At 63.9% G+C, this 13,199-nt stretch carries 14 protein-coding genes; 5 read left to right on the top strand and 9 right to left on the bottom strand.

All coding sequences use genetic code 11. From position 1 onward, the window contains the following. Positions 1-48: 48 nt before the first annotated feature. Positions 49-1,890, top strand: coding sequence for a DUF882 domain-containing protein (locus CO655_RS06450; protein ID WP_097664147.1), 1,842 nt, complete (start codon positions 49-51; stop codon positions 1,888-1,890). Positions 1,891-2,055: 165 nt separating this feature from the next. On the opposite strand, the gene CO655_RS06445 is transcribed toward CO655_RS06450, so the two are convergent. The 3 genes from CO655_RS06445 to CO655_RS06435 all read right to left on the bottom strand — a co-directional run bounded on the left by CO655_RS06445 (position 2,056) and on the right by CO655_RS06435 (position 3,516). Then, complete coding sequence (locus tag CO655_RS06445; protein ID WP_003585771.1) at positions 2,056-2,319, bottom strand: DUF2312 domain-containing protein; 264 nt, start codon at positions 2,317-2,319, stop codon at positions 2,056-2,058. 87 nt (positions 2,320-2,406) lie between these two features. Further along, complete coding sequence (locus CO655_RS06440) at positions 2,407-2,712, bottom strand: DUF1244 domain-containing protein (RefSeq protein WP_010030106.1); 306 nt, start codon at positions 2,710-2,712, stop codon at positions 2,407-2,409. Between the two features lie 15 nt (positions 2,713-2,727). Further along, positions 2,728-3,516: an N-formylglutamate amidohydrolase gene (locus CO655_RS06435; protein ID WP_097604081.1), complete on the bottom strand. Its 789-nt coding sequence runs from the start codon at positions 3,514-3,516 to the stop codon at positions 2,728-2,730. Positions 3,517-3,718: 202 nt separating this feature from the next. Here CO655_RS06435 and CO655_RS06430 point away from each other — a divergent pair, with 202 nt between their 5' ends. The 3 genes from CO655_RS06430 to CO655_RS06420 all read left to right on the top strand — a co-directional run bounded on the left by CO655_RS06430 (position 3,719) and on the right by CO655_RS06420 (position 6,403). After that, the gene (locus tag CO655_RS06430; RefSeq protein WP_012485172.1) at positions 3,719-4,204 is read left to right on the top strand and encodes a DUF1036 domain-containing protein; all 486 of its coding nucleotides are present in this window, start codon (positions 3,719-3,721) and stop codon (positions 4,202-4,204) included. Then, positions 4,204-5,643 carry a pyruvate kinase gene (gene pyk / locus CO655_RS06425; protein WP_097603966.1) on the top strand — a complete coding sequence of 480 codons (1,440 nt, stop codon included), beginning with the start codon at positions 4,204-4,206 and terminating at the stop codon, positions 5,641-5,643. The genes CO655_RS06430 and pyk overlap by 1 nt, the downstream gene beginning before the upstream one ends. A gap of 124 nt (positions 5,644-5,767) precedes the next feature. Next, entirely contained in the window at positions 5,768-6,403 is a 636-nt protein-coding gene (locus CO655_RS06420) for a LysE family translocator (RefSeq protein WP_097603967.1), read from the top strand. Between the two features lie 8 nt (positions 6,404-6,411). Here CO655_RS06420 and CO655_RS06415 read toward each other — a convergent pair whose 3' ends face one another. Further along, positions 6,412-6,963: a DUF4865 family protein gene (locus CO655_RS06415; RefSeq protein WP_097664146.1), complete on the bottom strand. Its 552-nt coding sequence runs from the start codon at positions 6,961-6,963 to the stop codon at positions 6,412-6,414. After that, entirely contained in the window at positions 6,960-7,379 is a 420-nt protein-coding gene (locus tag CO655_RS06410; protein WP_097664243.1) for a tautomerase family protein, read from the bottom strand. The genes CO655_RS06415 and CO655_RS06410 overlap by 4 nt, the downstream gene beginning before the upstream one ends. A gap of 117 nt (positions 7,380-7,496) precedes the next feature. Here CO655_RS06410 and CO655_RS06405 point away from each other — a divergent pair, with 117 nt between their 5' ends. Next, positions 7,497-8,390: a LysR substrate-binding domain-containing protein gene (locus CO655_RS06405; protein WP_097664242.1), complete on the top strand. Its 894-nt coding sequence runs from the start codon at positions 7,497-7,499 to the stop codon at positions 8,388-8,390. A gap of 4 nt (positions 8,391-8,394) precedes the next feature. Here the strand turns inward: CO655_RS06405 and CO655_RS06400 are convergent, their stop codons facing one another. The 4 genes from CO655_RS06400 to CO655_RS06385 form a co-directional block, all read right to left on the bottom strand. Continuing rightward, positions 8,395-9,369: a threonine/serine dehydratase gene (locus CO655_RS06400; RefSeq protein WP_097664145.1), complete on the bottom strand. Its 975-nt coding sequence runs from the start codon at positions 9,367-9,369 to the stop codon at positions 8,395-8,397. Between the two features lie 120 nt (positions 9,370-9,489). Further along, positions 9,490-11,226: a gamma-glutamyltransferase gene (ggt, locus tag CO655_RS06395; protein WP_097664144.1), complete on the bottom strand. Its 1,737-nt coding sequence runs from the start codon at positions 11,224-11,226 to the stop codon at positions 9,490-9,492. Between the two features lie 75 nt (positions 11,227-11,301). Then, on the bottom strand, positions 11,302-12,387 hold the full coding sequence (locus CO655_RS06390) for an alpha/beta hydrolase (RefSeq protein WP_097664143.1): 1,086 nt from the start codon (positions 12,385-12,387) through the stop codon (positions 11,302-11,304). A gap of 120 nt (positions 12,388-12,507) precedes the next feature. Then, the gene (locus CO655_RS06385; protein ID WP_097664142.1) at positions 12,508-13,122 is read right to left on the bottom strand and encodes a hypothetical protein; all 615 of its coding nucleotides are present in this window, start codon (positions 13,120-13,122) and stop codon (positions 12,508-12,510) included. Positions 13,123-13,199 lie beyond the last annotated feature (77 nt).

Here is a 13,199-nt window from a genome sequence, read left to right as displayed (position 1 = left end):
CAGTCATCTGGGACAGTACGGGACATTGTCTGTCTGACGGGGATCGAGTTGCCGAATCTGAATGGGAATTCCAAGCCTTCGCGCTTGAGCTGGCGTTCTTTGTGCGCCGACATCTGCGGAAAGGCAGTGAGGACGGCGGCGGCCGCCCTTCTTGCGCTTGCGGTTTCCTCGCCGGTATTCGTCAGTACGCCTTCTCAGGCCGCGGGCGACACCCGCAGCCTCAAGCTCTATTTCATCCATACCGGCGAAAAAGCCGTCATTACCTACAAGCGTAACGGCAAGTTCGACCCCAAGGGTCTGGAGCAGCTGAACCGCTTCCTGCGCGACTGGCGCAAGAACCAGCCGACGAAGATGGATCCGCGCCTGTTCGACCTGATCTGGGAAGTCTATCGCCAGAGCGGTTCACGGGACTATATCAACGTCGTCTGCGGTTTCCGCTCGCCGGCGACCAACGAGATGCTGCGCGGCCGCTCGCGCAAATCCGGCGTTGCCGAAAAGAGCCAGCACATGCTCGGCAAGGCGATGGACTTCTTCATTCCCGACGTCAAGCTGGCGACGATTCGCGCCATCGGCATGAAGATGCAGGTCGGCGGCGTCGGCTTCTATCCGAAGTCCGGTTCGCCCTTCGTGCACATGGATGTCGGCGGTGTTCGCGCCTGGCCGCGCATGAGCCGCGACGAGCTTGTCCGGCTTTTCCCGAACGGCAATACCATCCATATTCCGGCCGACGGCAAGCCGCTGCCGGGCTACCAGCAGGCGATGGCCGACTACAAGCGCCGCGGCAACAGCACGCAGATCGAGATCGCCAGCGCTTCCGAATCGGCACCGAAGCACAAGACGCTGTTTGAGGCGCTCTTCGGCGGCGGCGCCGACGAGCAGGAAGACGATTCCGACGATTCGGCCCCGGTCGCCGTCGCCAAGGCGACGCCGCCGAAGGCCGAGCCTGCCCCTGCCGAGCCGCAGCAGACCGAGGTCGCCGATGTGAACGCGCCGGTGCCGCAGGTTCGTCCGGCATTCAGCAACCAGCCGGCCGGCAGCGAAGTGGCAAGCGCGCTGGTCGCGCCGCCTTCGGGTAATGCTGCGCAGCAGGCTCTGGCCGCCGCGCTCCCGGCCGATCAGGCCCAGCCGCAGCAATTCGCCGATCTCAGCGCCTACAGCATCCCGGTTCCCTCGCTTCTTGGCCAGCGCCGCGCGCCCGGCGATGCCGAAGTCGCGTCGACCGATCCTGCCATGCTGAGCGGAATGCCGGTTCCGACGCCGGTCGAACGTCCGGCGCTTGCCGAGAAGCTTCTCGCTGCCGCCAATGCCGATCCGGAAGCAGAGGCCGACGAGGCCGATCAGGACGGCGGACTGTCTCCTGCCCTTGCCGATGCGCTCGACCAGCAGAACAAGGGTGACGAAAACCAGGTCGCCGCGCACGCGCCCGAGATGACGGTGGAGCAGGCGATCAATGCGGCGATGCCGCAACAGGCGCCTGCCCAGAAACCGTCGCTTCAGCTCGCAGCCCTGGCGCCAGCAACGAAGTCGGCAAGCTTTGGCGACGCCTTCGACGAACCGGCCGCCGAAAACGCCGTGGTGCCGGCTCTTCCCACCAAGGGTGGCCGCCCGACGCAGAAGCAAGCCGCCGCCGCCGACGCCAGCCGCGCGACGGTGCGGACCGAGCCGAAGCTGACGCAGAAGATGATTTCGCAGTGGGCGCTGACCAATGCCCGTCTCGAAATGGCCTCCAAGCAGGTCAAGGCGCCGCGCTTCGTCAGCCAGACGATGCGCGCCCAGCCGACCGCCGTCTATGCCGAAGGCTTCAACGTCAAGACCGCTTCGGTCGACCCGGCCCGCTTCAGCGGCACGGCCGTCAACTTCATGGAGGTGCGCAAGTTCAATACGAACTGAGCGTGCCGATGATCGGAATATCGAAAAACCGCTGGAGCGATCCGGCGGTTTTTCTTTTGGTCGTTTCGATCGGACACCGTCGATGTTCGGCCCGGCGCGTTCTCCGCAAAAGAAAAGCCGCCGGATCGCTCCAGCGGCTTGTCGACATCGGTGATGCCAGTCGGATCAGCCTTCCGGCGGGGACTCGATCATGCCGAGCGCGTGCAGATAGGTGTCGAGGATCGCTTCCTCTTCCATGCGCTCCTGCTCGTCCTTTTTGCGCAGCGCCACGACCTTCTTCAGGATCTTGGTGTCGAAGCCCATCCCCTTGGCTTCGCCGTAGACGTCCTTGATGTCGTCGGCGATGGTCTTCTTTTCTTCTTCCAGCCGTTCAATGCGCTCGATGAAAGCGCGAAGCTGGTCGCGGGCGACGCCATGAGCATCAGACATCGTGTTCTCCTGATTGGATGATCATTTTGGATGCCCGTGACTGCCGCGAAGCGGCGCGAGGGTCAAGCCTATTCGCTCGGTGACGGGCTATTTGTGCGGGTTGTTCAGTTCAAAAGCGGCCTTTTGCACAGGCGAGGCCTCGTTCTGGTGGAGATTTTTCCAGTCCTCGTAAGGCATGCCGTAGACCATTTCACGCGATTCGTCCTTGGTTACCGCGACACCCTCGGCCTCGGCCGCTTCGCGGTACCAGTTCGACAGGCAGTTGCGGCAGAAACCGGCGAGGTTCATCAAGTCGATGTTCTGCACGTCGCTGCGCTCACGAAGATGCGCGACAAGGCGGCGGAAGGCGGCGGCTTCGAATTCGGTCTGCTGTTCTTTACTGAGCGCGGTCATCTCGCATTCCTTCCTTCAATAGGGACCGGTGCGCGACGGATGGACGTCGAAGTCGTGCAAGGCAGGATCGGCGTTCATCGCCGCAAAGATCGGCGCCAGGCGTTCGGCCCATGCAGCAATCCCGGTCTCGTCTGCGATCAGATCCTGGCGCACTTCGAGCAGCGCGTGCGGGATGCCGGTCATCATGCAGTGCCGGTACATGGTATCGCCCTTCAGGGCGCCGTCATAGGGCTCGTTGTCGCCAACCAAGAGATCGGGATCGGCGCGCAGCATGTCGAGCAGCGGGCCGACCGCGCGCCGGTCGCTGTCCCAGAGGACTGCGGCATGCCAGGGGCGAGGAATTCCTTTCCACGCTGGCGTGAAGGAATGCAGCGACAGGACCAGCGGCGCCCGGCCGGTGGCGTTCGCCACCTTGTCGATCGTGTCCGCCACGGCATTGTGATAGGGGCGATGGAAGGTCTCGATGCGATACTCCCACTCCTGCGGTGTGATCGGATGGTTGCCCGAGATGACGGCGCCGTCGGAAATTTTCATGATCAGCGTCGGATCATCCTCGCCGCGGTTCGGGTCAATCAGCAGGCGCGAGAAGCCGCCGAGCACCGCGGGCACGCCGAGTCTCGCCGAGAGCTGCCGCGTCAGGCCCTCGATGCCGATGTCATAGGCGATGTGGCGGGCAAAGGCCGCCTCGGGCAGGCCGAGCCGGCCGTATTGCGCGGGGAGGCGGTTCATCGCGTGATCGGCGAGGATCACCATCCCTTTGTCATGTTTTCCCGGTAGGCTTTCGAAGGATTGGAAGTCGTCCATGAAGGAATTGCCGTTCGTCATTGCGCAGTCGGGCGCAGTGATCGCATGGGGCTGCCGCCGGTTCAAGCGCGACAGGCGGCGGGAAGCGAAGATGAAGCCTGGATGCGCAGTTTGTGAAAGGAAATATAATCGATTAGCATCGCGTTGACTTTCGCATGACGGCGGCGCAAGAAGACACGGATACGAATAACCGTGGAGCTATTTGGGAGCCGTGTTGATTCAAGCCGCGCCAAGTTTCCTCACGCGGTCCGGACCGCTGGTCCGACTCGCTCTGTTCGCTCTTGCAGCTTTTATGCCGTTCTTCATCGCAGATGCCGCACGCGCCGATTTTCGCGTCTGCAACGGAACACAGAATCTCGTCGGCGTCGCGATCGGATACCGGGCCAAGGATGGCTGGGTGACGGAAGGCTGGTGGCAAGTGCCGGCAACCACCTGCGCCACGCTGATCGAGGGAGAACTGCAGTCGCGTTATTATTACCTCTACGCCGAGGACGCCGCCCGGGGAGGACGATGGACGGGTGACGTGCAGATGTGCGTGGCGGAAAACGAGTTCAAGATCTCGGGTGTGCAGGATTGTTATGCCCGCGGTTACCAGAAGATGGGTTTCAAGGAATACGACACGGGCCGCCAGGGCAGCTGGATGGTCCAACTCTCCGACACCCCAGGGACGCAAGAAAGCCAGAATTGATGAAGCGTAATCGCAAAATTAAAATCCTCGCCACCCTCGGGCCCGCCTCCTCCGAGGAATCGATGATCGAGAAGCTGCACCAGGCCGGTGCCGATGTCTTCCGCATCAATATGAGCCACGCGAGCCATGACCTGATGCGGACGCTCATCGAGCGTATCCGCTCGGTCGAAGCGCGCTCCGGCCGGCCGATCGGCATTCTCGCCGACCTGCAGGGGCCGAAACTGCGCGTCGGCAAGTTCGTCGACAGCAAAGTCGACCTGAAGCCCGGCCAGACATTCACGCTCGACAACAACGAGGCGCTTGGCGACCAGACCCGTGTCTATCTGCCGCACCCCGAAATCCTGGAATCGGTGCAGCCCGGCCATCGCCTACTGATCGACGACGGCAAGCTCGCGCTGCGTGCGGAAAAGTGTGACGGCAAGAGCATCGTCACGACGGTTATTTCGGGCACCCGCATCTCCGACCGCAAGGGCGTCAGCCTTCCCGACACGCTGCTCGGCGTCGGTGCGCTGACGGATAAGGACCGCGCCGACCTCGACGCGGTGCTCGCCACCGACGATGTCGACTGGGTGGCGCTGTCCTTCGTCCAGCGTCCCGACGACCTTGCCGAAGTGCGCAAGATCGCCCGCGGCCGCGTCGGCCTGATGTCGAAGATCGAAAAGCCGCAGGCTCTCGAACGCATCGAGGAAATCATCGAGCTCTCCGATGCCTTGATGGTTGCCCGCGGCGATCTCGGCGTCGAAATGCCGCTCGAATCGGTTCCCGGCATCCAGAAGCAGCTGATTCGCGCCTGCCGCCGTTCGGGCAAGCCGGTGGTCGTCGCCACGCAGATGCTGGAATCGATGATCTCGGCGCCGGTGCCGACGCGCGCCGAAGTCTCCGACGTCGCGACCGCCGTCTTCGAAGGTGCCGATGCCGTCATGCTCTCGGCCGAATCGGCCTCGGGCGACTATCCCGTCGAAGCCGTCTCGACCATGGCGTCGATTGCCACTGCCATCGAGCGCGAGCCGCATTATCCTGGCATCATTTATGCCCAGCGGGCCCAGCCGGAAGCGACCGGCGCCGATGCGATCTCGCTTGCCGCGCGCCAAATCGCCGAAACGCTGAAACTGTCGGCGATCGTCTGTTATACCTCGTCGGGCACGACAGGTCTTCGCGCCTCGCGCGAGCGTCCGCAGGTGCCGATCCTGGCGCTGTCGCCGATCATCAAGACGGCGCGGCGGCTTGCCATCGTCTGGGGTCTGCATTGCGTCGTTACCCATGACGCCACCGATCTCGACGACATGGTCAACCGTGCCTGCCGCATCGTCGCGGATGAAGGCTTCGGCAAGCCGGGCGACCGCATCATCATCTCGGCCGGCGTGCCGCTCGGCACGCCCGGCGCCACCAACATGATCCGCATCGCCTATATCGGTTCCGACGGCCAGAGCGGTATCTGATCCGATCGCATTGCTTCGAGAGCCCGCAGCCCGACAGAGGATGCGGGTTTTTTGTTGACGGTCCGGCATTGCCAGGGCTTGTGGCGCGTGCAAGTTTCGTTCCTCTGACCTGGGAGGGATCATTATGGACACCGTCACGCTTCTGGCCTTTGCAGCCGTTTCGTTCGTCGGCATCGCGACGCCGGGCCCGACAGTGCTGCTGGCGCTGACGAATGGTTCGAGGCATGGCCTGCGGCCGGCAATCGCCGGCATGGTCGGCGCGGTACTATCCGATTTCGTGCTGATCGGCGCCGTGGCGGTCGGGCTCGGCGCGCTGCTCGCGGCATCGGAATTCTGGTTCTCGATGCTGAAATGGGCAGGTGCTGCCTATCTTGCCTTTCTCGGCATCATGCTGCTGCGCTCGAAAGGCGGGATCGATGCGGCGTTGAAAGCAGGCGCGCCGGCGGGTGCCACATCGACCTTCTCGATCGGCCTGAAGAGTTTCATGGTCGCGGCGACCAATCCGAAGGGCTACCTGTTCTTCTCGGCCTTTCTGCCGCAGTTCATCGACCCGACGCTGCCGCAGGCGGGGCAATATGCGCTGCTGGCGCTGGTCTTTGCCGCGCTCGATTTCATCATCATGTTCGGCTACGCCTTCTTCGGTTCGCAGGCGGTGCGTTTTCTGAAGACGTCGGGCGCCCTCTGGCTGGAGCGAGCCTGCGGCGGTGCGCTCTTGGCGCTTGCCGGGTCGCTCGCCTTCTACCGCCGGGCAACCGTTTGACGCCAGCGTCAGGGCAGGGACAGGTGACCGACGCGATAGGCCAGCGTCTGCGGGCCGATCTCCGGCATCTCGCGCCATAGCCTGAAGCGCACCCGCGTCCATGTCGTCGGTTCGAAGCCGGAGACGGAGGCGAGTGCGCCGCCTGCCGCGACCTCGGCTTCAGCCTCAGCGCTTTCGGCCCGCCGGATATCAGCGAGCGGCGCGTAAGGCTCGGTCAGCAGGATATCGCGGGTCGCAAACCGGGCAGCAGCGATCTCAGCCGAAAGCTCCGCCTGCCAGACAATCCAGCTTCTGACCGTGGGCCAGCCGAAGGCGCCGGTCAGGGCTTCGAATCCCGGGCCGCAGAGAAAGTCGCTTGCCCCTTCCGGTTTCTGCCAGAGATAGAAGGGTGCATAGAGATTGTCGCGGCTGGCACATTCGCCTTGGCGGGCGCTGAGATAGGCCTTGAAGCCGAGATTGGGGAAACCGTCGAGCAGCGGCCCCTTATCGCGGATGCGTCGGTCGACGATCGACATGTCGTAATCGGCGGGCAGGGTGAAGCTGTATTGCATGGCAATCATGAGCGTTCCCCTGCTGCCCGCAGCCGCCAGTCGGGATCCGTCATCTGCGCGATACCGTTGCCGAAGGACCAATCATCAGGGGCGCTGGTGCTGATGACGATCATCACGTCCTCGGGCCGAAGACCCGGCGATTGCGACACGAGATCGACAAGCCGGCGATAGAGCGCCGCCTTCATTTCGGCGGTTCGGGGCCGGCCGATGGTGATCGAGATATAGACGAAATCGCCGGAGCGCGGGCCGGCGAGATAGCTGCTGTCGAAGATCAGCTCGTTCTCGTCATGCTGGTGGATGGCCTGGAAGCGATCGTTCTCAGGCACGTCGAAGGTCTCGACCAGGGCGCGCTGGATGGCGTCGGCGAGGGCCGCGAGATAGTCCGGCGACTTGCCTTTGCGAAGGGAAATGCGAACGAAGGGCATCGGGATCTCCATGGTTGGGGCCGTCCGCCGGCCTTGACAACAACACCATCGCACGGCACGATGATGCTGAAAATCAGAATATTTTGGACAAATAATCCTGAAAATATGGACTATCTGATGCGGCGGACCATCTTTGATCTCGATGTGCTTCGAACCTTTTCGACCGGCATGGAGCTCGGCAATTTCGCCAAGGCGGCCGAAAGGCTCGGACGGTCGACTTCGGCGGTCAGCGCGCAGCTGAAGAAGCTGGAGGAACAGGCGGGCACGCCGATCTTCCGCAAGGCGGGGCGCGGGCTGGCGCTGACCGATGCCGGCGAGACGATGCTCGGCTATGCCAGGCGGCTGTTGGAGCTCAACGACGAGGCGGCCGCCGCCGTGCACAGCATCGAGCTGGAGGGCTGGGTGCGGCTTGGGCTGCAGGAGGATTTCGGAGAGACCTTGCTGCCCGAGGTGCTCGGCCGTTTCGCCCGCGCCCATCCGAAGGTCCGCATCGAGGCGCGGGTGGCACGCAATACCGAACTGCTCGAGCGCGTGACATCAGGCAAGCTCGATCTGGCGCTTGCCTGGAGCGACGGCGCGCTGACGGCACATTGCGAGCGGATCGGCGAAGTGCCGATGTGCTGGATCGGGCCTGCCGAGGGGCCGATCGGCTGGCATGCGGCCAGCGGCGAGCCGATGCCGCTCGCCTCACTGGAGGCGCCGTGCCTGTTGCGCAGCGCGGCGACAAAGGCACTTGATGCGGCCGGCATTTCCTGGCGGCTCGCCTTCGTCAGTGCCAGTCTCGGCGGCCTCTGGGCGGCGACGGCAGCCGGCCTCGGTCTCACAATCCGCACGCCGGTCGGCCTGCCGGCGAAGCTCCGGCCGCTTATGCCGAAGGCCGTCGGCCTGCCCGACCTGCCGAAGCTTGGCCTGGTTCTGCATCGGGCCGAAGCCGAGCTGCCGCCAGCTGCGGCGCGGCTCGGCGAGCTTGTGCTGCAGTCGGTAGAGGGCGCGCTGCAGCAAAGGCTCTAATATCTCAGCCGAAGCGCTCCAGCGCCATGGCAAAGAGATCGGCATCGACATTGCCACCCGAGGTGACGGCGATGACTGCATCGCTTTCCAGCGCCTCGCCGTGGAAGAGGGCGGCGGCGAGCGCCACGGCACCACCGGGCTCGACGACGATCTTCAGCCGGGTAAAAGCGAGCGCCATGGCGCGCAGCGCCTCCTCGTCGGTGACGACGATGCCGGCGCCGGCAAGGCGCTTGAGGATCGGGAAGGTGATGTTGCCGGGCTGTGGCGTCAGGATCGCATCGCAGATCGAGCCTGATATCGACGCGTTGCGTTCGATCCTGCCGGAGGCGAGCGAGCGGGTGGTGTCGTCGAAACCCTTGGGCTCACAGGGCCGGACGCGGAGGCCGGGGGCACTGGCTTCGAGGGCAAGGGCGATGCCGGAGGTCAATCCGCCACCGCCGCAGGGCACGAGGACCTCGGCTGACGTCACACCCTCTTCTTCGGCCTGTTCGGAGATCTCGAGGCCGGTCGTGCCCTGGCCGGCGATCACCAGCGGTTCGTCGAAGGGCTTGATCAGCGTCAGGCCGCGCTCGGCTGAAAGCCGGGCGCCGATTTCGTCGCGATCCTCGTTGGCGCGGTCGTAGAGCACGACTTCGGCGCCGAAGGCGCGGGTGTTGGCGATCTTCAGCTTCGGCGCATCGCTCGGCATGATGATGACGGCGGGCACGCCGTGCAGCTTGGCTGCCAGCGCCACACCCTGCGCATGATTGCCCGAGGAGAAGGCGATGACGCCGCGCGCTCGCACGGCCGGATCGAGGCCAGAGAGGGCAGACCAGCCGCCGCGAAATTTGAAGGAGCCGGAATGCTGCAGGCATTCCGCCTTCACGAACAGGCGCCGGCCGGCGATGTCGTTGAGGAAGGGGGAGGAGAGAAGGGGCGTGCGGCGCGCATGGCCGCGCAGACGGGCGCGGGCGGCGACAATCATTTCAATGCTTGCCATTCGGGAATCGTCCTGCTTGGAGAGTTCGCACATGCATAGGATGCGGCACGCCGTTTGTGAACGTCGACTTTGTCACCGTGACATGAATGGATATACGCTGCCTACAGCTCTTGGCGCCCGTCAATAGCCGCCGGCCGAGCCTTCCACCGCGCGGGCATCCATGGCGCCGTTGTAGCGGGCGCCACCGCCCTTTGCGATGGCGGCAAGGCTTTTGCCGCCGACGAGGATGCCGGCAGCCTGGCCCCAGACCGGCGCATCATTGCCGCCGTCGAAACTGTAACCCATGGCGGCGAGGGCCTTTTCCGTATCCGGCGAAAGCGCATAGGGCTCGAGATAGACCTTGTCGGGCTGCCATTGGTGATGGAAACGCGGCGCATTGACCGCCTGGCTGATATCCATGCCGAAATCGACGACATTGAGGATCGCCTCCAGCGTGATGGTGATGATACGCGAGCCGCCGGGGCTGCCGATCACCATGAAGGGCTTGCCGTCGCGAGTGACGATCGTCGGGCTCATCGAGGAGAGCGGCGTCTTCTTCGGGGCGATGGCGTTCGCCTCGCCCTGCACCAGACCGTAGAGGTTCGGCACGCCGGGCTTGGAGGTGAAATCGTCCATCTCGTTGTTGAGCAGAACGCCGGTGCCGGGTGCTACGACGGCGGCGCCGAAGGAGCCGTTCAGCGTGTAGGTGACGGCGACGGCGTTGCCCTCGTCGTCGATGATCGAATAATGCGTCGTCTCGTTGCTTTCCTTGCCGCCGAGCGGTTTCAAATTCGCCGATGTGCCGGCCTTGTAGGGATCGATCTTTGCTGCGGTCTCCTTGGCGTAGCCCTTGTCGAGCAATTTTTCGACCGGGTTCTCGACGAAATCAGGATCGCCGAGCGCCGCATTGCGGTCGACATAGGCGTAGCGCATCGCCTCGACCATCACGTGCACGGTTTCGGCCGAGGCGTAGCCGAGATAGGAGAGCGGATAACCTTCGAGGACGTTGAGGATTTCGCAGATGATGACGCCGCCGGAGGAGGGCGGCGGCGAGGAGATGATGTCGTAGCCGCGGTAATTGCACTCGATCGGCTTCAATTCGCGCACGGCATATTGCTCGAAATCCTGCTTGGCGAGGATGCCGCCCTTGGCCTGGCTTGCCGTGACGATCGCCTCGGCGGGTGCGGCCTTGTAGAAGGCGTCCGGACCTTTTTCGGAGATGGCGGCGAGGACCGCGGCGAGATCCGGCTGCGCAAGTTTTTCGCCCGATGCATAGGGCTTGCCATCCGGTTTCAGAAAGATTTTCGCCGCCGTCTCATCCTTGGCGAGGCGTTTGGCGCCGCCGGCGAGGATGGCCGCGTCGCCCTGTTCCAGAGTGAAGCCTTCCTTGGCGAAGCGAAGCGCCGGCGCGATCAGATCCTGGCGTGAGCGGGTGCCGTATTTCTCGCGCGCGGTTTCAAAACCCATGACCGAGCCGGGAACGCCGACGGCGAGATAACCGTCGAGGCTGGCGCGCGGCACGATCTCGCCCTTGGCATCGAGATACATGGTCTTCGTCGCGGCGAGCGGCGCGCGTTCGCGGAAATCGAGGAAGGTTTTGGTGCCGTCTTTCAGGCGGATGGTCATGAAGCCGCCGCCGCCGAGATTGCCGGCCGAGGGATAGACCACCGCCAGCGCATAACCGACGGCGACGGCCGCATCGACGGCGTTGCCGCCGCTCTTCAGCACCTCGACGCCGACATCGGTCGCCAGATGCTGAGCGGTAACGACCATGCCGTGTTCGGCTTCAACAGGTGCGGGCGAGGCCGCGAAAGCCGAGGTCAGGCAGAGCGACAATGCCGATATGACCGAGATCGTCCCGATATGCAGGCGGCCCATGATTTCCCCTCCTATGGACAACAACGGAAAAACATATGGGGCTGCGCCGGCTCGAGGCAATGCGCGCGATCGGCTTTATGCGAGGCGTTCGATCGAGTTTTCGGCTGAAGGATCATGCCCGCGCGGGGCGCCCGGCTCCAGCGACGGCAGAGATGTCCGATCGCGTGACGCCGCGGCGAGCCGCTCCTCGGCCCGGCGGGCGATTGCCTGCAGGTCGCACGGCTTGCCGGCGATCTTTTCCATGGCCGCGATGGCGACATCGGTCGCGAGATAATCCGGCTTGTGGCCGACGCCGCGGACGGTGATGAGCTCGGAGCCGCCTATATCGCGGGCAAGACCGCGTGAATGCAGGTGTTCCCAGACGATCTCGTCGCTGTCGCCTGTTATGATGACGGTCGGCGCGGTGATCTGCGCATAGAGCGGCGATTGCTCCTTCAGATAGGCAAGCAGCCTTTTGAAATCGACGGCGTTGTTGCGGAAGGTGCGGGGCCGCAGCACCAGCGATGGGCCGGTCTTTTCGATGTAATCGAGCGGGCGCGGATTGGGACGGAAGACATTCAGCGTGCCGCGCTCCAGCCGACTGAGCCCCAGCGGCACGACGATGGCGTGGTTGAACAGCCAGCCGACGACCGGCGCCGTCGCGACGTGATAATACCAGTCGATCCCGCCCGGCCAGGGATGGGTCGCGGGTGCCAGAAAGAGCAGGCCGGCTGTCTTTTCGGGATGGCGCAGGCCGAAGGTTGCGGTGATCGCGCCGCCGAAAGAATGACCGACGATGATCGCCTTCTCGATGCCGCGGGCCTCCATCAGCCGGGCGATCGCATCCGCCTGGCCGGAAGGGACCGCGTTTTCAGGGCCGCCGCGTTCGGAATAGCCGTGGCCGGGACGGTCGACGAAGAGCATTTCCGCCCGGCCTTCGAGGGCTGCGCGGAAGGCGACGACCTGGTCGAGCAGATTGCCGCTGGCGCCGTGAATGAAGACGAGCGCCGGCAGGTCGGCATGTTCCGGACGCTTGATATGGACGGCATTCATGCGGTAGCCGCCGACATCCGTCAGCTCACCGATATTGGGATAGGTCTGTTCGAAGCGCCGCGCCTTGTAGGAGGAGTAACCGATGGCGGCGGCGAGGGGAGCGAGAAGAGCGGAAACTTCTGCAAGCATGATCTTTACGGGCGATGGTTGCGGCGGATCTCGAGAGCGGTGGGCGAAGCGCCGCGTGGCTCCCTCGATAATGCTAAAATTGTGCGGTCCGGCCGGGCTTCAAGATTGGGCGAGCCGACATCACGTGCGGTTGCCGGCAAGTTTTTCCGACAGCGTATTGACCTGTTCCTGCGCAGTGCGCTCGGCGGGATAGATATCGAGGAACCGCTCCCAGGCTTTCAACGTCAGCTGATCGTTGCCGGAATTGCTGAGGATCGCGGCCATGCCGGAGAGCGCGCCGAAATGGCGCGGCTCGAGATCCAGCACATGTTCGATGTCGGACATCGACTTGCGGTAATTGCCCATGACGAAATTCAGCGTGGCGCGCCGATTCCAGCTTTCGGCGTAATCGGGCTTCAGCGCTATTGCCTCATCGAGGAAATCGAGCGCGGCGGGATTGCGCTTTTCCTCAATCGCCTTGTCGGCCCATTGCATCAGCAGGTTGACGGTCGCGCTGCCGGAATCATTCCATTCCAGGCGAATTTCGTTGGCGATGCTGCTGGCCTTGTCGGGATCGCGCTCGCGCTTCAGCTGGCTGAAGAGCTGATCGAGGCGCTGCTTCGGCGAACTGGCGGCATTGCTCTGCTCGACGATGACATCCTTTTCCGCCGCGATGGCCGGAAGCGGAGAGCTGGAGAGGACGAGGAAGAGCGGCAAAGCCGCTGGCATCAAAGCAAAAAAGCGCATGGCGGACATATTAGCCCGCCAACGCCGAAGATCAAACAAATTTGACGTGATCACCGCAGCGACCTACCAGATGTCCGACGGCGCAA

Source organism: Rhizobium sp. M1, assembly GCF_002531805.1.
GTDB classification, from domain to species: Bacteria; Pseudomonadota; Alphaproteobacteria; order Rhizobiales; family Rhizobiaceae; genus Rhizobium; species Rhizobium etli_C.
The sequence above is the reverse complement of the archived record's forward strand: the minus strand, read 5'-3'. Positions and strand labels throughout refer to the sequence as shown.